The sequence below is a fragment of the Dryocola boscaweniae genome (genome assembly GCF_025215095.1).
In the GTDB taxonomy this organism is placed as follows: Bacteria; Pseudomonadota; Gammaproteobacteria; order Enterobacterales; family Enterobacteriaceae; genus Dryocola; species Dryocola boscaweniae.
Window position 1 is genome coordinate 337,340 of record NZ_JALHAP010000082.1, and the last position, 22,632, is coordinate 359,971.

Genomic DNA, 22,632 nt, shown 5'->3' on the forward strand with positions numbered 1-22,632 from the left:
GGCGCTACCATAAGGGGTTATTTTTTCAAGTGTAGACAGCCATATACCACGCCGCTTCGTTAAGGACGGGTTTTTGCTAACTATTGAAATTTCATATGGATGGAGGGGAAAATGCAGGTTGCCCATATCGCTTTGTGGACGAACAATCTTGAACGCGCAGCCTCGTTCTGGCGTGAACATTTTAATGCCAGCGTGGGAGATGCTTACCACTCGAAGCGGCGCGAAGGTTTTATCTCGCACTTCGTCCAGCTTGCAAACGGCCCGGCGCTGGAATTAATGACGTTGCCAGGCCTGATTGATAAACCCCCGCGTGAAGATAACCGCACCGGCTGGGCGCATATCGCCATCAGCCTGGGTTCCGTGGAAGCCGTGGATAGACTGGCCGCCGCACTCGAACCACAGGGCGCGCTGGTTCATGCCGCACGCTGGACGGGCGATGGCTTTTACGAAGCGGTGATTGCCGACCCTGATGGCAATCTGATTGAGATCACTTCCTGATGTTCTACGCTTAAGGCTGGCTTTTTAATCTTCCGGAGGCACCATGACCATCTCTTCTCGCAACCAGTTAGCGGGCAAAGTCAGCAACGTTACCGATGGCGCGGTAAATGACGAAGTTGAAATCACCCTAAACAGCGGCGGTAAGCTGATAGCTGTCGTTACGCGCAATAGCGTGGAGGCGCTGGGTTTGAAACCCGGCAAAGAAGTGATTGCTTTAATTAAGGCTCCCTGGGTCACGCTGGCTAGCGAAGATTGCGGCTATCAGTTTTCCGCACGCAACCAGTTCCCGGGCTCGGTACTTTCTCTGTTAAGGGGCGCGGTAAACACCACGGTAAGCGTGTCCATTGACGGCGGTTCGGAGCTGACGGCCGTTATCACTAACGAAGCCGCCGATGAAATGGCGCTAAAGAACGGCAGCCGCTTAATCGCGCTGATTAAGGCTTCCTCCGTTTTGCTTGCGGTAAAGAAATAAATTCCTGCACTTTAATCCTGACCCCTTTCTCCGCAAAAGGTCAGGATTAAGTGCCGCAGATTGTAAGCGTTGAAAACAGCTCTACCGGACTGGCGGATTGACCTGCCCTAAACGATGCGCATGCTTTCAAGATCGGCAATCAGCCCCGGCCCCGTTGGCTGCCATGCTTCGTGCAGAGGGGCGCCTGGGTAGCCTTGCAAACGGCGGCGGAGAAGAGGGTTGTTTTCTGGTCGGCGGGCATTTCCTGCTTTCAGGCCACCTGGCGCAGATGCTTTTAGGGGCGTTACCGCCCATCGTGCATATTCGTCATGAGAGTGATAGAGCCGCAATGCGCTGGTCGCTTGAGCGAATGGCCGATGAGGTGCGCCATCCGCAGCCTGGCGGCGTGCTGATCGTCCAGCAACTGGCGTATATGATGCTGATCCAGGCGCTGCGGCTGCATCTGAACAATGCCGCCAGTATCGGCGTCGGCTGGCTGTTTGCCCTTGCCGATAAGAAAATGAGCGCCGCCATCGCCTGTATGCACGATGACCCGGGGCATAACTGGACGCTGCAAACGCTCGCCGCTCGGGTGGGAATATCCCGCTCGGTGTTCGCCAGACGCTTCAAGGAAACAGTAGGTACCTCGCCCATCGAATACCTGACGCAGTGGCGGATGCAACTGGCCTGCGAGCGACTCAAAAATTCCGACGAGGCCATCCAGCGCATCGCTTTGTCACTGGGCTACGAGTCTGAGAGCGCGTTTGGCAAGGCGTTTAAACGCGTTGTTGGTCACTCGCCGGGACGGCACCGATAAACAACGTGCCGTTCCCTTTGCTGCCACAGCCGCCCGGTCTGATAAATCATCCTTGCTCCTTGATTTGCTGGTTAATTAAACGTGACAACGTCACCACGGCCTGTTGCTCTCTTTCGCCCCACGGCCATGAGGCGTTCAGGCGGAAATAGTTATCCCAGGCGCGGCCGGTGGTGAACATTTTCCCCGGCGCGATACTGATTTTATGCGCGATGGCCTGTTCGCTAAGCAGGCTGGCATCCATATATTCCGGCAGTTCAACCCATAAAAAATAGCCGCTTTCGCTGTGATGGATTTTCACCTCCGCAGGAAAAAGCGTGTGCAGCGCCTGCCAGGCCTGCTGTTTGCGTTCGGCCAGTATTCGTCTCAAGCGGCGCAGGTGCGTGTCGTAACGTTTGGTTGCCAGATAATCCACAAGCGCTAACTGCATGGGCGAACTGGTGGAAAGCGTGCTCATTAATTGCAGTTGTTGAATGCGCCGCGCATGTTTGCCCGCCGCTACCCAGCCAATACGAAAACCCGCGACGAGGCATTTTGAAAACGACGAGCAGTGCAGCGTAATGCCCTTCTCGTCCCAGGCTCGGGCAGGCAAAGGACGCGCCCGGCCATAATAAAGCTCGCTGTAAACGTCATCCTCAATCAGCGTGACGTTATGCTCCTGTAGCAGCGACACGAGCTGCTGTTTTTTCTCCGGCGTAAGGGTTACGCCCAGCGGATTCTGGCTGTTGGTCATCAGCCAGCAGGCTTTTACGGGATAATCGTTCAGCGCCTGCTTTAGTGCCGCAATATCGATGCCGTTTTGCGGATCCGTTGCGACCGAAAGCGCCTTTAGCCTCAGTCGTTCAAGCGCCTGAAGCGCGCCGTAAAAACACGGGTTTTCAACGATTACCCAGTCGCCGGGTTCGGTCACGGCCTGCAGGCTCAGGTTTAAAGCTTCCAGCGCCCCTGCGGTAATAACAATTTCATCCGGGGAAACCTGCATCCCCTGCTGCGCGTAACGGCGCGCAATGGCGTGGCGCAGGGCTTCGTTGCCCGGAGGCAGGTTTTCAATCACGCTCATGGCGGTGGCGGTTTTGCTGACCGTTGCAAGGGAGCGATTTAACTGCTGAAGCGGAAACAGGCGCGGGTCGGGAAACGCGGAGCCAAACGGCACTACAGAAGCGTCACAGCTCGCCTGCAGCACATCAAAGATATAGGTGTTGATATCCACGGACTCGTCGCGCATCACTTTTACCGGCGCGGGCGCGCTGTGCGTAACCGGGCGCGGCGCAACGTAATAACCAGACTGAGGACGAGCCACAATCACGCCCTGGCTTTCAAGTACCTGATACGCATGGCCCACGGTCATAAAGCTCATGCCGCTGTGGGTGACCTGCTCGCGTAAAGACGGCAGGCGATCGCCCGGTAGCCAAGCCCCCAGAGCTATCTGGTCTATAATTTGTTGCGCCAGTTGCTGGTACTTTTTCATGTATGCTCGCATTTCGTAACTATATCACCGCCCTAAAAATACGCTTTTTTTGTTAACTGTTATAGGCAAATAAGCATGTTCTGTTTCTGACCCTGCCTGAGGTGAAGGACTACCATAGCCCGGTCTTTTGCGCCGTGAGGTTATGTATGTTTGGTTTAGATGCTTTTCACCTGGCGAGGCTTCAGTTCGCGTTTACTGTCTCCTTCCATATTCTTTTTCCGGCTATCACCATCGGACTTGCCAGCTATCTGGCGGTGCTCGAAGGGTTATGGCTAAAAACAAAAAATCCGGTTTACCGTTCGCTTTATCATTTCTGGGTGAAGATCTTTGCCGTTAACTTTGGCATGGGCGTTGTTTCAGGCCTGGTCATGGCCTACCAGTTCGGCACCAACTGGAGCGGTTTTTCGCAGTTCGCCGGCAGCATTACCGGCCCGCTTCTTACCTATGAAGTGCTGACCGCATTCTTCCTTGAAGCAGGTTTCCTTGGCGTAATGCTGTTTGGCTGGAATCGTGTGGGACCCGGCCTGCATTTCTTCGCCACCTGCATGGTGGCGCTGGGCACACTGATGTCCACTTTTTGGATCCTCGCCTCAAATAGCTGGATGCATACGCCGCAGGGCTTTGAGATCGTCAACGGGCAGGTGGTGCCGGTTGACTGGTTTGCGGTGATCTTTAACCCTTCGTTCCCGTATCGCCTGCTGCATATGTCCATTGCGGCATTTCTTAGCAGCGCCTTTTTTGTCGGCGCTTCTGCGGCCTGGCATCTGCTGCGCGGCAATAAATCGCCCGCGGTGAAAACGATGTTTTCTATGGCGCTATGGATGGCGGTCATCGTCACCCCGGTGCAGGCGATCGTCGGCGATATGCATGGCCTGAACACTCTTGAGCATCAGCCAGCGAAAATTGCCGCTATCGAAGGCCACTGGGAGAATGCGCCGGGTGAGCCGACGCCTTTGCTGCTGTTCGGCCTGCCGGATATGGAGCAGGAGCGAACAAAATTCGGTCTGGAAATCCCGGCGCTGGGCAGTCTTATTCTCACCCACAGTCTTAATAAGCAGGTCCCGGCGTTAAAAGAGTTTCCGAAAGAAAACCGTCCCAACTCCACCATCGTGTTCTGGTCGTTCCGCATTATGGTCGGCCTTGGCCTGCTGATGCTGTTGCTCGGGGTGCTAAGCCTTTGGCTGCGCTACCGTCAGCGTCTGTATGAGAGCCGCCCTTTCCTGCATTTCGCTTTATGGATGGGGCCGGCAGGCCTGATTGCCATTCTTGCAGGTTGGGTGACTACGGAAGTGGGACGTCAACCCTGGGTGGTTTATGGCCTGCTGCGCACGAGGGACGCGGTTTCCGCACACGGGGATCTGCAGATGTCCATCAGCCTGCTGATGTTCTTCGTGGTGTATATGTCGGTGTTTGGCGTGGGCTATAGCTATCTGGTGAGATTAATCAAAAAAGGTCCGCAGCCCTTCGATGATACCTCTCCTCCGACCGACGGCACCCCGGCTCGTCCGCTTTCTGCGGCACCTGAACCCCTTGAGGAGAAACGCTAATGGGCATCGATCTTTCCATTATCTGGTTTGTGATCATCGTCTTTTCCACGCTGATGTATATCGTGATGGACGGTTTTGATCTGGGCATCGGCATCCTGTTTCCGTTTATTCGCGATAACGCCGACCGTGACGTAATGGTTAACAGCGTAGCGCCCGTCTGGGACGGCAATGAAACCTGGCTGGTGCTCGGCGGGGCAGGATTGTTTGGCGCTTTCCCACTGGCTTATGCGGTCATCGTCGATGCGTTGACCATTCCGTTAACCCTGATGTTGATCGGGCTGATTTTCCGCGGCGTGGCGTTTGAGTTTCGCTTCAAAGCCACGCCTGCTCATCGCCCGTTCTGGGATAAAGCTTTTCTTGTCGGCTCGATTCTGGCGACGTTCTGCCAGGGCATTGTTGTCGGAGCGGTTATTTCCGGCTTCCCGGTTGCGGGCCGCGCCTTTGCGGGCACGCAGCTTGACTGGCTCACCGCTTTTAATCTGTTCTGCGGCGTGGGGTTAGTTGTGGCTTATGCCCTGCTTGGCGCAAGCTGGCTGGTGATGAAAAGTGAAGATCCTTTGCAGCAAAAGATGCGCGAACTGGTAAAACCGCTGCTGCTGGCGCTGCTGATTATCATGGCCATTATCAGCATCTGGACGCCGCTCACGCACTCGCAAATCGCTACGCGCTGGTTCAGCCTGCCGAATCTGTTCTGGCTGTTGCCGGTTCCTGTTCTGGTGGTTCTGTTCAGCTTCTGGTTATGGAAAAGTTCGTACTCCAAAACCAGCCTGCACAGCACGCCGTTTGTGCTGACGCTGGCGCTGATCTTTCTTGGGTTTAGCGGCCTGGGTATCAGTATCTGGCCGTATATTATTCCGCCTTCCGTTACGTTGTGGCAGGCGGCCGCTCCGCCGCAAAGCCAGGGCTTCATGCTGGTCGGCGCGCTGTTTATCATCCCGATAATTCTGGTCTACACCTTCTGGAGCTACTACGTGTTTCGCGGCAAAGTACAGCACGGCGAGGGCTATCATTGATGAAGAAAGTCGGAAAACGCCTGCTATGGCTGGTGGCAATCTGGGGCGGCAGCGTGCTGGCTCTGGCGGTGGTCAGCATGGGATTCAAATTGCTGATGAGCGCCGCCGGGTTTAAATCCTGAAAAGCAAATCCACGCAAACGCGTGGATTTGTTTAGCGCTCGCCCGAACGCTTGCATCTCCCTCTCGCCTGTCGTTATCATTTCCCGGCCTGCGCGATAGCTGGGCGCTCTATTAATAACGCTCTTCTCCAGGACGATGCCTCGCCTGAATTTGCCGGGCCGCTTTTGCTTTGTCGGCTCGCGGCAGACGGCCTGTGGTTTGCCACATTGTGCGGCTATCACAATATTACTGACGTGCAACGCCAGGCGTTGCTTTCCCGATTATTAAAGCTTACGGAAAACATGAAATGACCTATGCATGGCTGATGATTGCTATCGTCGCAGAAGTGATTGCCACCACCTCGCTGAAGCTTTCGGAAGGCTTTAGCCGCTTATGGCCAAGCGTTGCGACCGTCGTGTTTTATGCTGTGGCCTTTTATTGTTTGTCGCTGACCATGCGCACCATTCCGACCGGCGTGATTTACGCAATTTGGTCCGGCGCGGGCATTGTGCTGATTGGTGCGGTGGGATGGATTTTCCTCGGCCAGAAGCTGGACTGGCCTGCTCTGGCGGGAATGGCGCTGATTATTATCGGCGTACTGGTGATTAATCTGTTCTCAAAATCTGTCGCCCACTAAGCGAAAGCTGCCGCCAGTAGCTAGCGGCAGCGACGAAATATTCCGTCTAAACTTACTTCTCGCCGAAGTGAATCACCGTACGAATTGATTTCCCTTCATGCATCAAATCAAACGCCTCGTTGATTTGCTCCAGCGGCAGGCGATGGGTGATAAAGGGATCGAGATTGATCTTGCCGACCATCGCGTCTTCTACCATGCCCGGCAACTGAGTGCGCCCTTTCACGCCGCCAAAAGCAGAGCCACGCCACACGCGCCCGGTGACTAACTGGAACGGACGCGTTTTGATTTCCTGGCCCGCGCCCGCAACGCCGATGATCACGCTCTCGCCCCAGCCTTTGTGGCAGCATTCCAGCGCGGAACGCATAACGTTCACGTTACCGATGCATTCGAAGCTGAAGTCCACGCCGCCGTCGGTCAACTCAACGATTACATCCTGAATCGGTTTGTCGTAATCCTTTGGATTGATACAGTCGGTTGCCCCCATTTCAGTGGCGAGTTTGAATTTTTCCGGATTGGTGTCGATGGCCAGAATACGCCCGGCTTTCGCCTGCACCGCGCCCTGGATTACCGCCAGGCCAATACCACCCAGACCAAATACGGCAACGGTGTCGCCTTCCTTCACTTTGGCGGTGTTGTGCACGGCGCCAATGCCGGTAGTGACGCCGCAGCCTAACAGGCAGACTTTATCCAGCGGAGCCTGCGGGTTCACTTTCGCCAGCGAAATCTCCGCAACGACGGTATATTCGCTGAAGGTGCTGGTGCCCATGTAGTGATAAATCGGCTCGCCTTTATAAGAGAAACGCGTGGTGCCATCCGGCATCAAGCCTTTACCCTGGGTTGCGCGAACGGCCTGGCAAAGGTTGGTTTTGCCGGACTTGCAGAACTTACATTCGCCGCATTCCGCGGTGTACAGGGGAATAACATGGTCGCCCGGCTTCAGGCTGGTGACGCCCTCGCCCACTTCTACAACAATACCGCCGCCTTCATGGCCCAGCACCGCCGGGAATACGCCTTCCGGATCGTCGCCGGACAGAGTAAACGCGTCGGTATGGCATACGCCAGTGTGGGTGATTTTTACCAGCACTTCGCCTTTTTGCGGCGGCGCTACGTCGATTTCTACGATTTCCAGCGGTTTGCCTGGTCCGAATGCTACTGCAGCACGTGATTTCATTTTCTTCTTCCGTCGTCAGGTGGGAATGTGAGTTATTTTAGATAAGAGCGGATTAATTGCCCGACTTCTGCCATACGCAGCGCGCGCTGCTCCTCGGACGTTTCGCCCGCGACCAGCTCATCTTTCAGGTGGATTTCCATCATTTCTCCCATCAGGCCATTGGCGGCCCCGCGTACGGCGGCGATTTGTTGCAGGATGGCGATGCAGGGATCGCCATTTTCTAAGGCGCGCTCCAGCGCCTCCGTCTGACCACGGATACGCCTTACCCGCGTCAGAATGCGTTTTTTGTCTTCGGGTGAATGTGGCATCGCGCCCCCTGTTCATACTATAGGGGGGTATGCTATATGAAATTAACCGCCTTGATAAGCCTTATCTCGAATGCCTGGGATCAGGAATTCTGCTCGGCTACCAGAATCGGCGTAGAAAGACTCCCGCTCATACACGGGAGCATGCTTATCACAGACGGTCTTTCTTCCCCGGCATCATGCGCAGCAAGGTGTTGTCCTTCCAGATGTAATGGTGGAACAGCGCGGCAAAGGCGTGGATGCCGATAACAAAATAGCCCGTATTGGCGACAAGCTCATGCAGTTCTTTAACCTCGAACTGCCTGTCTTCATCCAGCTCCGGTGCATGCGGCATCGGAATACCCAGTACCGACCAGTCGTGGCCTTTGAAGTAGACGGTAAGAAAACCAAGTATCGGCAGGACGATAAACATCAGATAAATGATGGTGTGCACCAGATGCGAGATGCCGGTAATGGCCGGATGCGGCTTTGGGGTAATGGCCGGAGCGCGATATTTAATTCGCACCAGCAGGCGCAGAACCATCAATACCAGCACGCTTAATCCACAGGTGACGTGGATGGCATTGATCGCTGGCCGATAGCTACGCGGGAAAAAGCCTTTCAGCTCCATGGCGCAATAGGCGCTCGCTATTAAAAGAAAAACCAGCCAGTGAAGCGTTATCTGTAACGAGGTGTATTTGCTGCGCATTAAAGGTTCCTGCCCTGTGTCGACGATGGCACCAGGATAGCGGTAAATTCTTAGAAAATCATTAACATCTGCTGAAATTCCCGGATATGCGGGCACCGGCGGCCCGGTTTGCGGCTCCCCCATTTATGAACTATCACTTGTGATGAGTCGGCGATCTGCAACTGGTGAAAACCGTCGCCTGGTACGATAACGAATATGGATTTGTGACACAGCTGGTTCGTGTGCTGGACGCCGTAGCCAAAGAGTAATTTTCTTAAAATACGCCCTCTTCTTTTAACAGGAAGAGGTTTTTCCATGTAATGAAATTCATTATCAATACTACTAATGAATTATTAATTTATACCTCTCTGGAATTGATATACCGCAAAAAGTGAATTAACCATACTGATAGCATGGCTTTTTTTTTGTGAGCGAATGTCATGACCGAAAAATACAAGGATGAACCGTCAGGGATCTCTCGTCGGCATTTTGTAAAAGTTACTTCCGCCCTTGCTGCCACCCCGCTTTTTTTCAGCACCTCCGCTGGCGCCAGGGACACCGGGCCGACCACTGACGAGGAAGCTGCTCCAGATAAAGAGCGCGTAGTACCAACCTGTAGCACCTTTGACTGCGGAGGGAAATGCGATATCCGCGCGCATGTCGCCGGAGGCGTTGTCACCCGAATCACCACGCGTCCGGATAATGAGCTGGATGAAGAGATGCCGATCATGCGCGCCTGCGTGCGCGGCCGCAGCTATCGAAAATTTGTCTATCATCCTGAACGCCTGAAATACCCGATGAAACGCGTTGGGAAGCGCGGCGAAGGGAAATTCGAGCGCATAAGCTGGGAAGAAGCGACGACGCTTATCGCTGATAACCTCAAGCGCATCACAGCACAATATGGTCCGGCCTCTCGCTATGTTCATGTCGGTACCGCCGTCAGCGGTGGCGCCTTCTCCGGAGATAAAATGGTGCGTCGCCTGCTAAATCTTACCGGTGGCTACCTCGAATCCTACCATTCCGTCAGCATGGGCAACACCGCGGCAGCAACGCCCTATACCTACGGCACGGCAGCAAGCGGCAGCAGTCTGGATACGCTGAGCGACACGCCGCTGGTTATCCTCTGGGGCCATAACACCACGGAAACTATTTTCGGCCACAGCAACCACTATTTTCAGCAGATGAAGCAAAACGGCACACGATTTATCGTGGTTGACCCGCGTTACTCCGACACGGCTTCTTCTCTGGCAGACCAGTGGATCCCCCTGCGCCCTGCCACGGATAACGCGCTGATGGATGCCATGATGTATGTCATCATCAGTGAAAACCTGCACGATAAAGCTTTTATCGACCGTTACACGATGGGATTCGATGAAGCATCGATGCCGGAAGGCGTTCCGCCAAATGAATCGCTGTGGGCATATTTGATGGGCGCCAAAGACGGCATTAAAAAAACGCCAGAGTGGGCAGAGCCTATCACTCAGGTCCCGGCACAAACCATCCATCAACTGGCAAGAGACTATGCGACAACTAAACCTGCCGCGCTGATCCAGGGCTGGGGGCCGCAACGGCACAACTGTGGCGAACGCACGGCAAGGGGAGCGACTTTGCTGGCAACGTTAACCGGCAACGTTGGGGTTAAAGGCGGCTGGGCCGCAGGCTACGGCGGCATTGGTAACCGTAAATTCACCACCGGTCCGGAAATGCCGGATAACCCGGTTGTCGAAAAAATCTCGGTGATGAACTGGGTTCAGGCTGCCGATGACGCAAGCAAAGTCACGCCGCAGGACGGCCTGAAGGGAGGCGAAAAGCTTAACAGCAATATTCGCATTCTGTTCTCTTTGGCGGGCAATTACCTCGCTAACCAGAATCCGGATGTCAACCAGTCGGTTAAGGTGCTGGAAGATGAATCTAAAATTGAGTTCATCGTGGCAAGCGATCTCTACCTCACGCCAAGCGCAAGGTATGCAGATCTGTTACTGCCTGAAACCAGCTTTATGGAACGCTGGAATATTGGTGAAACCTGGGGCACCGGCAACTATTTAATACTTTCTGAAAAGCTAATAGATCCGCCTTTTGAAGCCCGCTCCGACTATGACTGGCTGCGCGAAGTGGCTGCCAAACTGGGCATTGAACAAGAGTTCAGCCTGGGGAGAGATGAAAAACAGTGGATTGAGCAGATCTGGGAGGCCACGCGCCTGTCGATGCCCGACGAAAAGCTGCCGACCTTTGAAGCGCTGCAGATCCAGCGTCGTCACCTGTTTAAAAGCAAGCCGTACGTTGCCTTTGAGGACAACATTCGCGATCCGGAAAATCACCCGTTCGCCACGCCGTCCGGCAAGATTGAAATCTTCTCCAAACGCCTGTACGACATGCATCATCCGGAAATTCCGGCGCTGTCCCATTATGTTCCCGCTCACGAGGGGCCAGAAGATCCGCTCGCCGCGAAGTATCCTCTGCAGCTGATTACCTGGAAAGGCAAAAACCGCGCTAACTCCACGCAGTACGCCAACCCATGGCTTCAGGAAGTGCAGGTTCAGAAACTATGGATCAACCCTCTGGACGCCGAAAAACGCGGCATTAAGCAGGGCGATAAAGTACGTATTCATAACGATCGCGGCATCAGCATGGTGCCTGCGGAAGTCACGCCGCGCATTATTCCCGGCGTGGTGGCGATGCAGGCCGGCGCCTGGTGGCAGCCCGACGCCGACGGTGTCGATCGCGGCGGCTGCGCAAACGTGCTCAGTTCGAGCCGCATTACCGCGCTGGCGAAAGGAAATTCCCATCAAACTATGCTGGTTGAGGTAGCTAAAGCATGAGTAAATTTATCGAACAACCGCCGGTCAGCGACAGGCAACTCGGCTTTTTTATCGACTCCTCGCGTTGCTCCGGCTGTAAAGCCTGCCAGGTAGCCTGTAAAGACAAAAACAATCTCGAAGTGGGTCGTCGTTTTCGTCGGGTTTATGAGGTGAAAGGCGGTGGTTTTACCCCAACCGGACAAGGCGGAATGATCAACAATGTCTACGCCTACACGTTATCCATTTCCTGTAACCACTGTAGCGATCCGGTTTGCACCAAAAACTGCCCGACAACCGCGATGCACAAACGTCCAGGAGACGGCATCGTGCTGGTGGATACCAACAAATGCGTCGGCTGTGGCTACTGCGCGTGGTCATGTCCTTACGGCGCACCGCAGATGAATAAAGCCACTGGCCAGATGTCAAAATGCGATTTCTGCGTCGATCTTCAGGTTAAGGGTGAACAGCCGATGTGCGTGGCAACCTGCCCGCTCGGGGCGATTAAGTTTGGCCCGATTGACCAGCTACGTGCCGAATACGGCAGCGTTTGCGATGTAAAGGGACTGCCTGATTCCTCCATCACGCATCCGAATCTTGTGATTAAACCGCACCAGGGTGCAGAACAGGAGAATAACTGATCATGGAAGAATGGCCACTCATCGTTTTTACGCTGCTGGTGCAGGCATCCGTTGGCCTGACGGTTGCGATGTCGCTGTTTCTGCTGTCCGGGCGCGGTACTTTGCCGGTACACGAACGGCGTCGCTATCTTTTAATGCCGCTGCTGATAGCGACAATCGCTGCTGCTTTCGGCCTTACTGCCTCCACGCTGCATCTCGGCTATCCGCTAAACGCATTTAATGCGCTGCGCCACGTTGCAAGCTCCTGGCTAAGCCGCGAAATCATCTTCGCCAGTCTTTATCTGGCGGCTTTGGGCTTAGCCGCGCTGCTGGCGTTATTCTTCAGAAAGCTCTCCCTCGTGCTACTGCTGGCGGCCTGTATTCTGGGGCTGGTAGATGTGTTCTGCATGGGAGCGATTTACGTTCATTCTTCTGTCGCGACCTGGATGCACTTCAATACCTGGGTGATGTTCTATGGCGCAACGCTTAGCATAGGCGCAACGGCAGCTTTGTTGGCCTTTACAGTGCGAGCGGGAGTAAACGAAACGAGCAGGCGTAAGGTTGCAGCCTGTGTAGTCGCCGTGCTTATCGTCACCACGCTACTGCGCCTGCTTGAGCAAACGGTCTATTTCAGCTATCTGGCAAAGGCCGGTCTGAGCGAAGCCATCACCTTCCCTCATCAGCCGCTGGAGGCCTTTGAAGCGCTGCGTGGCTGGTATCTTGCCGGATGGATTGTGCTCGCTGCGGGAGTAACGATGCAGAGTTTGTCTGTACGTGTCAGAAGAAATAAAACGCTGCTGACAGCAGGATGCTGCGCGGTGTTTATCGCGGAGATCCTTCTGCGCGTCGTTTTCTTTAGCCTGAGCTAATGAAATTAGCCGCTCTCAGCGCTCGCCCTTCCATAGGGCGAGCCTGTTTACACCAGCAGCTTCGCCACAGCAGCTGTGAAGCCTGTCGTCATGCTTGCCCATTCGATGCCATTAAACCTGAGAACGGCTGCATGGTTCTCAACGCGGATATCTGTACATCCTGCGGGAACTGTCAGTTTGTTTGTCCGACAGCCGCGCTGGAAAGCCTGTCCGCCCCGCAACGCTCCTTTCATGGAGCGGCCTTAATCGCACCGTTCAGCATTATTCCCCCCACGGTAGAAGAGCTGCTTATCTGGCATACCGAACGGGGCATTCGTTGTGTTGAACTGGATATTGAGACTTCGCCGGGCTGGCTGGTTGCGCTCGCCAGGCTTAACCTGCGTTTGAAACAGCTCGGCGAACCCTGCTGGACGGTTGCGCAGCCGGAAGAAAAGCCTGTTAATACCGGGCGACGAAGCTGGCTGCGGATAAACAAGGCTGATGCCTCCACAGCCAGCGTTTTACCGGCCCGCGGCCTGAATAACAGCAGCTTTGCCCTGAGCCTGGAAAAAAGTAGCTGTTACCTCTGCAGCGCATGTTCCCGTATTTGCCCCCAGGCCGCCATTGAGATAAACGATGAGGCGTTTATCCTTCATCATTCGCGCTGTAACGGCTGCAAGGCCTGTACCGACGTGTGCCTGCCGCATGCCTTGACGCTCACAAATGACCTTCAGTCCGGCACCACGCGGTTCTCCGTTAAATCGACAGGCTGTACAACCTGCCAGCAGTTATTTCTCACCTGGCCTGGCGGCAGCAACGAGTGCCCTGTCTGCCAGCGACACGCGTTTGGGATGCGTGAAGCGTAACGTTAGTTGATCCGCGCCCCGCTTTGTTCATCGAACAAATGTGCCTGATGTACGTCCGGCAGCAACTGCAGCTCGCTTCCCGGCGTCGTTTGCACCCGATCGCGAAATACCGCTATCGCCTTTTGCTTACCAATATTCAGCGCGATTTGTGTTTCCGCGCCGGTCGGTTCCACGACGTTCACCTCTGCCGCCACGCCGCCTTGCGCAACCTGAGTAAAATGTTCTGGCCTGACGCCGTACAGCACGCGCTTACCCTGAGCCACAGCGGGAATATTAATCAGCGGCAAACGTAGCCCGTCATCGGTAACAACGGATTCACGGTCAATCCTTCCGCTAAGCAGATTCATGGACGGCGAGCCGATAAAGCCGGCGACAAAGGCGTTGCGCGGCCTGTCGTAAAGCTCAAGCGGCGTACCCACCTGTTCGATAACGCCATCTTTTAGCACCACGATTCTGTCAGCCATCGTCATCGCCTCGACCTGATCGTGGGTGACATAAACCATGGTGGCGTTGAGTCGCTGATGCAGCGCTTTAATTTCCGTGCGCATCTCAACGCGTAATTTTGCGTCCAGATTCGAAAGAGGTTCATCGAACAAGAACACGCGCGGATTTCGCAAAATTGCGCGCCCCATCGCCACGCGTTGACGTTGCCCGCCGGAAAGCTGGCCGGGTTTACGCTTTAGCAGAGTCGATAAACCAAGCGTTACCGCAACCTGCGCGACGCGTTCATCAATCAACGCTTTCTTCACGCCCTGCATTTTCAGCGAGAAACCGAGGTTATCCGCCACCGTCATATGTGGATAAAGGGCGTAATTCTGGAAAACCATCGCGATATTGCGCGCCTGCGGAGAGATATCGTTGATGACTTCGCCATCCAGCGCAATCTCGCCGCCGCTGATGCTTTCCAGCCCCGCAATCATACGCAGCAAGGTGGATTTACCGCAGCCCGATGGTCCGACCAGCGCCACAAATTCCCCTTCGCGGATGGTTAAATCCAGCCCTTTGATTATCGCGTTATCTTCATAACGCTTATGGATATTGCTTAATGTAATGGTCGCCATTGTTTAATCCTTCAGACCGCCAGCGGTCAGGCCGTGAACCAGATAGCGCCGCACCAGCAGCGTAAACGCCACAACCGGCAGCATAACCAGCGTGCCGCTGGCGGCTATCTTGCTCCACTCCCAGCCTTCGTACTGGAGAAAATTAACAATTGCCACAGGAGCCGTAACGGCCTGAGTGCGCGTCAGGATCAGGGCGTAAAAGAAATCGTTCCACGAGAAGATGAAACAAAGGATCGCCGTGGCCGCAAGGCCTGGGGCAACAAGCGGCAGCGTAATGGTCCAGAATGTTCGCCAGATTGAACAGCCATCAAGCCAGGCGGCCTCTTCCAGCGCCGCAGGCACCGCAGCAAAAAAGGTTTGCATCAGCCAGATAACAATCGCCAGGTTAAACGTCAGATAAACGATGGCCAGGCCAAACACCGTGTCCTGCAATCCGAGCCAGCGCCACGCCAGATAAAACGGAATGGTAAACGCAATCGGCGGAGCCATACGGGTGACGAGGATCCACAGCGCAACGTGCCTGCGCCCCGGAAATTGCCAGCGCGTCAGAACCCAGGCGGCGGGAACGCCGATAAGCAGCGACAGCCCGGTAGAAAACGTGCTCACCAGCAGGCTGTTGCCAAACGAGTGCAGAAAATTGCCCTGCCAGAGCGCGCGAAACGCATCAAGCGTTGGCGTAAACCACAGCGTTAAATCAAACACTTCCATCGCCGGGCGAAACGCCATGATGACCATCCACAGAAACGGCGCCAGCACGGCGAGCAGCAGCAGCCAGGTGATGGCTTCCCGTCCGCCGCGCAGGCGAAATGGCTTACGTCTGCGCACGGATACCGCGTTAATTCCATCAAGCGTTAGCTTTTCGCTCATCGCTCCACCCCGCTTTGCCCACGATATAGCTCAATACAAATACTCCGACGAGGATGACCACCGCGATAGCGCTGCCGTAGCCCCAGTACGAAAAATTAAACGCCTGAATAAAACCGTAATAGTTAGTGACCTCGGTAACCGAGCCCGGCCCGCCGTCGGTTAAAACATAAATCAGCGGAAAGGCCTTGAAGCTGTCGATAAGCCTGAACAGCGCGCAAACCACCAGCACCGGTTTGATATAGGGCAGCACGATGTAACGGAAAATATTGCCCGACGTTGCGCCATCAAGGCTTGCCGCTTCCAGCGGATCTTTGGGGATCATCTGCAGGGCGGCCAGCACCATCAGCATGGTGAAAGGAAACCATTGCCAGATATCCGCCGCCACAATGGCCCATAATGCGGTGGCCGGGTTGGCGATAAGCGAGGGCAGCGTTATCCCCCACATCTCTAATAGCTGATGCAGCGGGCTAATATCAGGCGTATAAATTATCTTCCAGATAAGCGCCACAATAATGGGCGGCAATACCATAGGAATAAGAAATAATGTTCTGGCGGTATGCAGCCAGGCCGAAGCGCCATTCAGTAATAATGCCAGACCCAGCCCAATCACTACCTGTAATAACACGCTAACCAACGACATTTTTAATTGCGTGATCACGGAATTAATAAATCTCGGGTCATCGAGCAACTGACGATAATTAATTAACGGGTCGCTAAACTGAAATGTCGCCTGAGGATTGGTCAGGCTTAGCGGTGTTAAACTGGTGACGATTAACGCCATCGCCGGTAAGAGTGTAATAATCACCAGCACTATCAGCGACGGCAGCAACCCCGCCAGATAAGCATTACGCTGCTGGCTTCGCCAGTTAGTTTTAGCGTACATAGTCGCCCCCTTAAATCTTCGCGCCCGCGCGTTTCAGATCGGCAATAGAAGCGGTTTGCGCCTGCTGCATCGCCTGTTTTGCTGAAAGCTGGCCGGAGATAATCAGCGCAATCGCTTTGTTGAGCTGCTGATCCACCTGCGGGTAGACATCCACCGTGCGGTACTTCATATATCCACCCTGCGCGGCCCTGTCCACGGCGCTAAGCGACAGCTCCGCCAAATCCACGCCGTTGATGATTTGCTTACTGCGATAGTCAGAAGAATCGATGTCGCTGCGGCGGGTTGGCGAACCGTAACCGGCCTGTACGGCGCGCTGGGTGGTTTGTTTTGAAAGCGCCCACTGGATAAACGCCCACGCGGCCTCTTTGTTTTTCGAACCAACCGGAATGCCCAGCGCGTGGACGGCCATGCCGGGGAAACGCCCTGCGGGCCCTTGAACCATCTGACCAAAGTTCACCGTTTTTACCGTGCGGGAAGAAGCCGGGTCGCCCAGTTGCGCAAGGTAGGCCTGGCTTGAATCGGAGAAGTTCACCCTTCCGAGCTTCAGCGCCTGCGTAGACTGGTCGGCCGTGTAGCTCAGGCCGCCGTTTGGCCCGAACTCGCGGATCAGGCGCGCAAAGTAATCCGCGGCCGCCACCGCTTCTGGCGTATCAAGCGTCGGGAACAAATCGTCCGGCGGATTGCGGAAAACATTACCGCCAAAGGCCTGTAAATAAGGGATAAACGTCCAGCCGTAGTGGTTGTCCGTCACGTAGCCCGCAACGCGCTGCTTTTTATTTACCGTCTGCAGGACTTTGAGCAAATCGTCGGTGGTGTCCGGGAATGTAAAACCCGCTTCGCTCACCAGATCAAAACGTGATGAGCCCGCTATCATGCCTTCCACCACCCACGGAATGCCGTACAGCTTGCCGTCACGCCCGGTTTCCGGTATCAACCCGCCCTGCAGGAAATCCTGGCTATCCCACTGGTCGCCGGTCAGATTCGGGTTGGCAATAAACTCATCGAGCGGCGTTAGCCAGCCGGAGTTGATCCAGCGGCTGGTGTAGATAAAAGTGACGTTCACCACGTCATACGCAGAGCCTTTGGTGGACAGTTCCAGGTCCGCGCGCTGGTTATAAACCGGGAAAGAAGGCGTATCGAAATTTACTTTTGCCCCCGTGAGTGCCTCGAATTCCGGCAGCCACTGGCGCAATAAAGTGGGATACGCGCTGCTAAACGTCGAGACATTCAGCGTCACGCCAGCATATTTTTTCGCACCGTTCGCCCCGCGGGCAAAGGCGGGCACCATGGCGTACACCCCAAAAGCTGCCATCGCTTTTAACAGATCTCGACGTTGCATCATCATGTTCCTTTTTATTATGGGTAATCAGGCGACGGCGCTGACCGGGGATTGCTGATCCGGTCTGGAAATTGTGCGGCTGCGGCTGCCGTCAACGGCAACGGCGACATCCCCTTCAATGGTTACGCGGCGCACCAGGCGCGGCTGATTACCGTAATCGTTGACCGCATAATGCTGCGTCGCGCGGTTGTCCCAGATAACCACGTCGTCCTGCTGCCAGCGCCAGCGCACGGTGTTTTCCAGTTGAATGACGCGATTTTGCAGCAGCTCGAACAGGCGGGCTGATTCACGGCTGCTAAAGCCGGAAAGACGCTTGAAGAAATGGCCCAGCAATAAGGCTTTTTCTCCGCTCACGGGATGAACGTGCACCACCGGATGCTCGGCCTCATAAACGGCAGAAACAAACACCTTGCGATGGTGATCCAGACGCTGCTGTTCAGCTACCACGCGCTCAGCACCGTAGTCATAATCATTGCTGTGCACCGCACGCAGGCTTTCTGCAAAGCGTTTTAATTCTTCGGGTAAGTTTTCATAGGCGGTAACCGTATTCGCCCAAACGGTGTCGCCGCCGTAGGCCGGAATTTGCACGCCACGCAGGATTGAAATTTTCGGGAAGGCGTCGACAAAGGTTACGTCGGTATGCCAGGAGTCCGCACGGCCGCCGCCTTTGGAAGCGTCGAGTTCAAAGAGTTTGGTGCCGGTTGGCGCCGGAACGGTAGGATGAGCGACGACTTTGCCAAATCGCGCGCCAAATGCCTGATGTGTTTCATCGGTTAAGTGCGTCTGATTACGGAAAAAGAGAACTTTATATTTCACCAGCGCGGCTTCTATTTGCGAGAATGTTTCCGCATTAATATCGGGCGTTATTTTAACATCTACAATTTCGGCACCGATATTTCCGGCAACGCGGCGAATGGTCAGATTAGGAAAGTCAGCATCAACCTGAGAAGAATTAATCGTCATAACGGCGGACCCTTAAATGTTAAGTGGACTCGCAGTATAGAAACAGCAAATTAACAATTAAAAGAATCGATACTTATATGGATAGAAGTTCTGTCTGGCAAAGCTAAGTTATTTTTTAGCTAACGGCGGAGAAGTAAAAACAACCCCCGGAACGAGGGTTGTTTGAAAAGGTCATTATTTAAAGCTAATACGGACCACGTCGTCCGGACTGGTTGGTTCTTTATCGCGTGAACCAGGCTGTTTCACGCTGACAAACAGCGTCTGGCCATCGTCTGACAGCGCAAGGCTGTTCGGATGCGTTGGGGTATCGATGGTGTTGAGCACCTTGTAGCTCTTCGCGTCAATTACGCTAACTTTCCCCGACTGGCGGTGCGTGACGTAAACTTCGTTGCGCTGAGCGTTATAGAGCACGGCCAGAGAAACCGGCAGCTCAATTTTCTTCAGCACTTTGCCATTTTGGGTATCCACAACCAGTAGCTGCGGCGATTTAGAATCGGTGATGAACGCACGGTGATTTGCCGTATCCAGGCTCAGGTTCAGATAGAAGTGCTCGCCTTCTTCAAGTTTGCTACGCGAGATGACTTTGTTGGTCGCGGTATCAATGGTGATAAATTCGTTATCGCCGTTGGTCATATAAATGCGCGAAGCCTTCGCGTCGATTGCCAGACCCGTCGCCATTTTGCCGAGGCCTTCAATCGTGGTGCGCAGCGTCAGATTATCGCCGTCTACAACCCACAGCACGCTGGATTCGCCCAGCCCGCCTACATAAAGGGTATTTGTTGTTTCGTTAACAACCAGCTCACGCGGCGCAAACGGACGCACTTCTTTTGTACGTTTACGCTCATCCAGCACCAGCGTTTTTTTCACATCACCCGTTTTCACATCAACGGCGGTTACCGCGCTGTTTGTAGTATTGCCCAGGAATAATGTGCCGGTAGCGTGATTTACCGCCATGCCGAACGGTTTCAGATTGTTGTGAATGGCCTGTGTAATTTCAAGCGTTGCCGGATCAAGTCGATAAACCACCCCGCCCTTATCAAGTTTACGGCTCTGTGAAGTCGCCACGTACAGCGCCGAAGGCTCGCCGGTAACGGCTAATTCGTAAGCGCCCTTGCCCACTGGTTTACGGTCAAGCGTGAAATTCGTGTCGGCAAACAGCGAAGCGGAAAAAAGAAAGGTTGAAAACGCGAGAACAGGCAAAGCACGGCGTTTAGCCTGAGTAGCAAATTCCGTTGAAGAAAACATAAATCTCCTTATTGAGGGGACGAACGGTTGATGTGGTAATGATTATCATTATCTGAATTCAAAAGTAAATAATTATCATTAACAAAACATCATTTTTGTAAATCTTTGATGAGTATGGATAAAAATTTTTAAGCGTAAAGATTGTGTGCGGAATGTGTGGAAATTATGAAGATTGGCGCCGGATGTTGTAATGATAACAATTATCATTACTATCTGGAGCCCTGCGCTAATTTGTTTCACAATATGGAAATTCTACGCATGAATGTAAAAAACAATTACAGAAAAACCCGACTGGCGATGTTATTGGCGGGGCTTTGCAGCGGCGGGGTTTGGGCTGCGGAAGAGGCTCTGCTTGATAGCGGCGATACCATGGTGGTGCAGGCGACCGCCGAACAAGAACTGAAACAGCAGCCCGGCGTATCTATCATCACCGCCGAAGATATTGCAAAAGATCCCCCGGTCAATGACCTCTCCGACATCATCCGTAAAATGCCCGGCGTTAACCTCACCGGCAACAGCGCAAGCGGCAGCCGCGGCAACAATCGTCAGATCGATATTCGCGGCATGGGCCCGGAAAATACCCTGGTTTTGATTGACGGCGTCCCCGTGACTTCCCGTAATTCCGTGCGTTATAGCTGGCGCGGCGAAAGGGATTCTCGTGGTGACACAAACTGGGTTCCACCGGAGATGGTTGAACGTATCGAAGTCATTCGCGGCCCGGCGGCGGCCCGTTATGGTTCTGGCGCCGCAGGCGGCGTGGTTAATATTATTACAAAACGCCCGACGAACGACTGGCACGGCTCTTTGTCTCTCTATACCAACCAGCCGGAAAACGATAAAGAAGGCGCCACCAGACGCGCTAACTTCAATCTGAGCGGCCCGCTGGCCGGCGATGCGCTGACCATGCGCCTGTATGGCAACATCAACAAAACCGATGCGGACGCATACGACATCAATACCCAGCAAAACGGCTCTTACGCCGCCGGGCGCGAAGGCGTTCGCAACAAAGACATTAACGCCCTGCTGTCCTGGAAACTCACGCCGACGCAGATTTTCGATTTTGAATATGGTTACAGCCGCCAGGGCAACATCTACGCGGGGGATACTCAATACAGCAACGGGAACCTCAGCCCGAACGGCCTGGTTGAGCAGCTTTACGGCCAGGAAACCAACCGTTTATACCGCCAGAACTACGGCATCACGCACAACGGGATCTGGGACTGGGGTCAGTCAAAAGTGGGCTTCTATTACGAAAAAACCAACAATACGCGCCTGAAGGAAGGCTCTACGGGCCGTGTTGAAGGGATGATTAACGACACCGCCTACGACACCAGCCGGCTTGAAGATTACCGCTCGACTGCCGAGGTGAACGTTCCGCTGTTCCTGCTGTTCGATCAGACCATCACGCTGGGCGCGGAATGGGAACGTCAGGAGCTCAACGACCCGGCCTCCATGACCGCAACAGCCGCGTCTGGCGTGGATATCGGCGGCGTTTCGGGCGATCCTTCCTCGCGCAGCACTAAAAACAGCGCCAACACCAGCGCCGTTTATTTTGAAGATAATATCGAAGCAACTGAAAGTACCTATATTATTCCCGGCCTGCGCTTTGACTATCACAACCAGTTCGGCGGCAACTGGAGCCCAAGCCTCAACGTTTCCCAGGGCTTAGGCGATCTCTTCAAGCTAAAAGCCGGTATCGCACGCGCTTATAAAGCGCCAAACCTGTATCAATCCAGCGAAGGCTATCTGCTTGCGACGCGCGGCAACGGTTGCCCGAATACGATTGAGAGCGGTAGCTGCTATTTACTGGGCAATGACGATCTGAAGCCTGAGATCAGCGTGAATAAAGAAATCGGCCTTGAATTTGCCTGGGAAGGTTATGACGCGGGCGTGACCTGGTTCAGAAACGATTATAAAAACAAAATCGTTTCCGGCACGGACATCATCGGCTATGCCTCAAACGGCTATAACATCCTGCGCTGGGAAAACGGCGGTAAGGCGGTAGTGGAAGGCCTGGAAGCGAACCTGACGGTGCCGATTATTCGCGATACCCTGAGCTGGCGCACCAACGGCACCTATATGATTAAATCCGAGAGCAAAAAGACCGGCAACCCGCTGTCGATTATCCCGGAATACACCGTGAATACCATGCTCGACTGGCAGGTGACGGATAAACTTTCCGCCAATACCACCTGGACGATGTATGGCCGTCAGAAACCGCGTCAGTATGCAGAGATTCGCAACGAAACGGGGTCGATGTCTAATAAAGAAATCGGCGCTTATTCCATTGTGGGCGTCGGCGTGAACTATCAGCTCACCAAAAACCTGCGCGCCAATACCGGCATCAGCAACCTGTTTGATAAGCAGATTTATCGCGAAAACGAGGGAGCGTCGACATACAACGAACCCGGCCGCGCTTATTATGCGGGTGTGACGATGTCGTTCTGATAGTCGTACCGCACAGGCTTCCCCC

General features: G+C 54.3%; 23 protein-coding genes and 1 pseudogene. 14 read left to right on the top strand and 10 right to left on the bottom strand.

Annotated features, from left to right (window positions below):
• The first annotated feature begins 111 nt into the window (after positions 1-111).
• The 3 genes from MUA00_RS18980 to MUA00_RS18990 all read left to right on the top strand — a co-directional run bounded on the left by MUA00_RS18980 (position 112) and on the right by MUA00_RS18990 (position 1,766).
• Positions 112-498, top strand: coding sequence for a VOC family protein (locus MUA00_RS18980; protein WP_271124548.1), 387 nt, complete (start codon positions 112-114; stop codon positions 496-498).
• A gap of 43 nt (positions 499-541) precedes the next feature.
• Complete coding sequence (locus tag MUA00_RS18985; RefSeq protein ID WP_271124549.1) at positions 542-970, top strand: TOBE domain-containing protein; 429 nt, start codon at positions 542-544, stop codon at positions 968-970.
• A gap of 154 nt (positions 971-1,124) precedes the next feature.
• Positions 1,125-1,766, top strand: coding sequence for a helix-turn-helix transcriptional regulator (locus MUA00_RS18990; protein WP_408639724.1), 642 nt, complete (start codon positions 1,125-1,127; stop codon positions 1,764-1,766).
• Positions 1,767-1,812: 46 nt separating this feature from the next.
• On the opposite strand, the gene MUA00_RS18995 is transcribed toward MUA00_RS18990, so the two are convergent.
• Positions 1,813-3,231: an aminotransferase-like domain-containing protein gene (locus MUA00_RS18995; protein ID WP_271124551.1), complete on the bottom strand. Its 1,419-nt coding sequence runs from the start codon at positions 3,229-3,231 to the stop codon at positions 1,813-1,815.
• 146 nt (positions 3,232-3,377) lie between these two features.
• Here MUA00_RS18995 and MUA00_RS19000 point away from each other — a divergent pair, with 146 nt between their 5' ends.
• The 5 genes from MUA00_RS19000 to MUA00_RS19015 are packed head-to-tail and all read left to right on the top strand — an operon-like array spanning position 3,378 to position 6,529.
• Positions 3,378-4,778, top strand: a complete 1,401-nt coding sequence (locus tag MUA00_RS19000) for a cytochrome ubiquinol oxidase subunit I (protein WP_271124552.1) — start codon at positions 3,378-3,380, stop codon at positions 4,776-4,778.
• The gene (gene cydB / locus MUA00_RS19005; protein ID WP_271124553.1) at positions 4,778-5,791 is read left to right on the top strand and encodes a cytochrome d ubiquinol oxidase subunit II; all 1,014 of its coding nucleotides are present in this window, start codon (positions 4,778-4,780) and stop codon (positions 5,789-5,791) included. The genes MUA00_RS19000 and cydB overlap by 1 nt, the downstream gene beginning before the upstream one ends.
• Positions 5,791-5,913 (top strand): DUF2474 domain-containing protein, encoded by a 123-nt coding sequence (locus tag MUA00_RS19010; protein WP_408639725.1) that lies wholly within the window; start codon positions 5,791-5,793, stop codon positions 5,911-5,913. Before cydB ends, MUA00_RS19010 begins: the two co-directional genes overlap by 1 nt.
• Before the next feature lie 50 nt (positions 5,914-5,963).
• Complete coding sequence (locus MUA00_RS21355; protein WP_408639726.1) at positions 5,964-6,203, top strand: hypothetical protein; 240 nt, start codon at positions 5,964-5,966, stop codon at positions 6,201-6,203.
• Positions 6,200-6,529 carry an SMR family transporter gene (locus tag MUA00_RS19015; RefSeq protein WP_271124555.1) on the top strand — a complete coding sequence of 110 codons (330 nt, stop codon included), beginning with the start codon at positions 6,200-6,202 and terminating at the stop codon, positions 6,527-6,529. Before MUA00_RS21355 ends, MUA00_RS19015 begins: the two co-directional genes overlap by 4 nt.
• Before the next feature lie 52 nt (positions 6,530-6,581).
• Here the strand turns inward: MUA00_RS19015 and MUA00_RS19020 are convergent, their stop codons facing one another.
• The 3 genes from MUA00_RS19020 to cybB form a co-directional block, all read right to left on the bottom strand.
• The gene (locus MUA00_RS19020) at positions 6,582-7,700 is read right to left on the bottom strand and encodes an S-(hydroxymethyl)glutathione dehydrogenase/class III alcohol dehydrogenase (RefSeq protein ID WP_271124556.1); all 1,119 of its coding nucleotides are present in this window, start codon (positions 7,698-7,700) and stop codon (positions 6,582-6,584) included.
• Positions 7,701-7,732: 32 nt separating this feature from the next.
• A complete protein-coding gene (locus tag MUA00_RS19025) occupies positions 7,733-8,008 on the bottom strand; it encodes a metal/formaldehyde-sensitive transcriptional repressor (protein WP_271124557.1) in 276 nt (91 codons plus the stop codon).
• Positions 8,009-8,156: 148 nt separating this feature from the next.
• Positions 8,157-8,693 (bottom strand): cytochrome b561, encoded by a 537-nt coding sequence (gene cybB / locus MUA00_RS19030; protein ID WP_271124558.1) that lies wholly within the window; start codon positions 8,691-8,693, stop codon positions 8,157-8,159.
• Between the two features lie 146 nt (positions 8,694-8,839).
• Here cybB and MUA00_RS19035 point away from each other — a divergent pair.
• The 5 genes and pseudogenes from MUA00_RS19035 to MUA00_RS19055 all read left to right on the top strand — a co-directional run.
• Positions 8,840-8,941, top strand: a pseudogene (locus MUA00_RS19035) (hypothetical protein); the annotation flags it as partial.
• A 171-nt stretch (positions 8,942-9,112) separates the two neighbouring features.
• Positions 9,113-11,491, top strand: coding sequence for a DMSO/selenate family reductase complex A subunit (locus MUA00_RS19040; RefSeq protein WP_271124559.1), 2,379 nt, complete (start codon positions 9,113-9,115; stop codon positions 11,489-11,491).
• A complete protein-coding gene (locus tag MUA00_RS19045; RefSeq protein WP_271124560.1) occupies positions 11,488-12,108 on the top strand; it encodes a DMSO/selenate family reductase complex B subunit in 621 nt (206 codons plus the stop codon). The genes MUA00_RS19040 and MUA00_RS19045 overlap by 4 nt, the downstream gene beginning before the upstream one ends.
• Before the next feature lie 2 nt (positions 12,109-12,110).
• The gene (locus MUA00_RS19050; RefSeq protein WP_271124561.1) at positions 12,111-12,956 is read left to right on the top strand and encodes a dimethyl sulfoxide reductase anchor subunit family protein; all 846 of its coding nucleotides are present in this window, start codon (positions 12,111-12,113) and stop codon (positions 12,954-12,956) included.
• Positions 12,957-13,087: 131 nt separating this feature from the next.
• Entirely contained in the window at positions 13,088-13,801 is a 714-nt protein-coding gene (locus MUA00_RS19055) for a 4Fe-4S binding protein (RefSeq protein ID WP_271124562.1), read from the top strand.
• A 2-nt stretch (positions 13,802-13,803) separates the two neighbouring features.
• Here the strand turns inward: MUA00_RS19055 and MUA00_RS19060 are convergent, their stop codons facing one another.
• The 6 genes from MUA00_RS19060 to yncE form a co-directional block, all read right to left on the bottom strand.
• Positions 13,804-14,862, bottom strand: a complete 1,059-nt coding sequence (locus tag MUA00_RS19060) for an ABC transporter ATP-binding protein (RefSeq protein WP_271124563.1) — start codon at positions 14,860-14,862, stop codon at positions 13,804-13,806.
• Positions 14,863-14,865: 3 nt separating this feature from the next.
• Positions 14,866-15,729 carry a carbohydrate ABC transporter permease gene (locus MUA00_RS19065; protein WP_271124564.1) on the bottom strand — a complete coding sequence of 288 codons (864 nt, stop codon included), beginning with the start codon at positions 15,727-15,729 and terminating at the stop codon, positions 14,866-14,868.
• A complete protein-coding gene (locus MUA00_RS19070) occupies positions 15,707-16,612 on the bottom strand; it encodes a carbohydrate ABC transporter permease (protein WP_271124565.1) in 906 nt (301 codons plus the stop codon). Before MUA00_RS19070 ends, MUA00_RS19065 begins: the two co-directional genes overlap by 23 nt.
• Before the next feature lie 10 nt (positions 16,613-16,622).
• Complete coding sequence (locus tag MUA00_RS19075; protein WP_271124566.1) at positions 16,623-17,951, bottom strand: ABC transporter substrate-binding protein; 1,329 nt, start codon at positions 17,949-17,951, stop codon at positions 16,623-16,625.
• A 27-nt stretch (positions 17,952-17,978) separates the two neighbouring features.
• On the bottom strand, positions 17,979-18,914 hold the full coding sequence (locus MUA00_RS19080) for a TauD/TfdA dioxygenase family protein (protein ID WP_271124567.1): 936 nt from the start codon (positions 18,912-18,914) through the stop codon (positions 17,979-17,981).
• A 174-nt stretch (positions 18,915-19,088) separates the two neighbouring features.
• Positions 19,089-20,159, bottom strand: a complete 1,071-nt coding sequence (gene yncE, locus MUA00_RS19085; RefSeq protein WP_271124568.1) for a 7-bladed beta-propeller protein YncE — start codon at positions 20,157-20,159, stop codon at positions 19,089-19,091.
• 258 nt (positions 20,160-20,417) lie between these two features.
• Between yncE and MUA00_RS19090 the strand changes: the two genes are divergently transcribed.
• Positions 20,418-22,607, top strand: coding sequence for a TonB-dependent siderophore receptor (locus MUA00_RS19090; RefSeq protein WP_271124569.1), 2,190 nt, complete (start codon positions 20,418-20,420; stop codon positions 22,605-22,607).
• The last annotated feature ends 25 nt before the right edge of the window (positions 22,608-22,632 follow it).

What these genes read in the sequence shown, in the direction of transcription:
- MUA00_RS18980 (WP_271124548.1), top strand. Translation starts at nt 112, where the DNA reads ATGCAGGTTGCCCATATCGCTTTGTGGACGAACAATCTTGAACGCGCA.
- MUA00_RS18985 (WP_271124549.1), top strand. Translation starts at nt 542, where the DNA reads ATGACCATCTCTTCTCGCAACCAGTTAGCGGGCAAAGTCAGCAACGTT.
- MUA00_RS18995 (WP_271124551.1), bottom strand. Translation starts at nt 3,231, where the DNA reads ATGAAAAAGTACCAGCAACTGGCGCAACAAATTATAGACCAGATAGCT.
- MUA00_RS19000 (WP_271124552.1), top strand. Translation starts at nt 3,378, where the DNA reads ATGTTTGGTTTAGATGCTTTTCACCTGGCGAGGCTTCAGTTCGCGTTT.
- cydB (WP_271124553.1), top strand. Translation starts at nt 4,778, where the DNA reads ATGGGCATCGATCTTTCCATTATCTGGTTTGTGATCATCGTCTTTTCC.
- MUA00_RS19010 (WP_408639725.1), top strand. Translation starts at nt 5,791, where the DNA reads ATGAAGAAAGTCGGAAAACGCCTGCTATGGCTGGTGGCAATCTGGGGC.
- MUA00_RS19015 (WP_271124555.1), top strand. Translation starts at nt 6,200, where the DNA reads ATGACCTATGCATGGCTGATGATTGCTATCGTCGCAGAAGTGATTGCC.
- MUA00_RS19020 (WP_271124556.1), bottom strand. Translation starts at nt 7,700, where the DNA reads ATGAAATCACGTGCTGCAGTAGCATTCGGACCAGGCAAACCGCTGGAA.
- MUA00_RS19025 (WP_271124557.1), bottom strand. Translation starts at nt 8,008, where the DNA reads ATGCCACATTCACCCGAAGACAAAAAACGCATTCTGACGCGGGTAAGG.
- cybB (WP_271124558.1), bottom strand. Translation starts at nt 8,693, where the DNA reads ATGCGCAGCAAATACACCTCGTTACAGATAACGCTTCACTGGCTGGTT.
- MUA00_RS19040 (WP_271124559.1), top strand. Translation starts at nt 9,113, where the DNA reads ATGACCGAAAAATACAAGGATGAACCGTCAGGGATCTCTCGTCGGCAT.
- MUA00_RS19045 (WP_271124560.1), top strand. Translation starts at nt 11,488, where the DNA reads ATGAGTAAATTTATCGAACAACCGCCGGTCAGCGACAGGCAACTCGGC.
- MUA00_RS19050 (WP_271124561.1), top strand. Translation starts at nt 12,111, where the DNA reads ATGGAAGAATGGCCACTCATCGTTTTTACGCTGCTGGTGCAGGCATCC.
- MUA00_RS19055 (WP_271124562.1), top strand. Translation starts at nt 13,088, where the DNA reads ATGGTTCTCAACGCGGATATCTGTACATCCTGCGGGAACTGTCAGTTT.
- MUA00_RS19060 (WP_271124563.1), bottom strand. Translation starts at nt 14,862, where the DNA reads ATGGCGACCATTACATTAAGCAATATCCATAAGCGTTATGAAGATAAC.
- MUA00_RS19065 (WP_271124564.1), bottom strand. Translation starts at nt 15,729, where the DNA reads ATGAGCGAAAAGCTAACGCTTGATGGAATTAACGCGGTATCCGTGCGC.
- MUA00_RS19070 (WP_271124565.1), bottom strand. Translation starts at nt 16,612, where the DNA reads ATGTACGCTAAAACTAACTGGCGAAGCCAGCAGCGTAATGCTTATCTG.
- MUA00_RS19075 (WP_271124566.1), bottom strand. Translation starts at nt 17,951, where the DNA reads ATGCAACGTCGAGATCTGTTAAAAGCGATGGCAGCTTTTGGGGTGTAC.
- MUA00_RS19080 (WP_271124567.1), bottom strand. Translation starts at nt 18,914, where the DNA reads ATGACGATTAATTCTTCTCAGGTTGATGCTGACTTTCCTAATCTGACC.
- yncE (WP_271124568.1), bottom strand. Translation starts at nt 20,159, where the DNA reads ATGTTTTCTTCAACGGAATTTGCTACTCAGGCTAAACGCCGTGCTTTG.
- MUA00_RS19090 (WP_271124569.1), top strand. Translation starts at nt 20,418, where the DNA reads ATGAATGTAAAAAACAATTACAGAAAAACCCGACTGGCGATGTTATTG.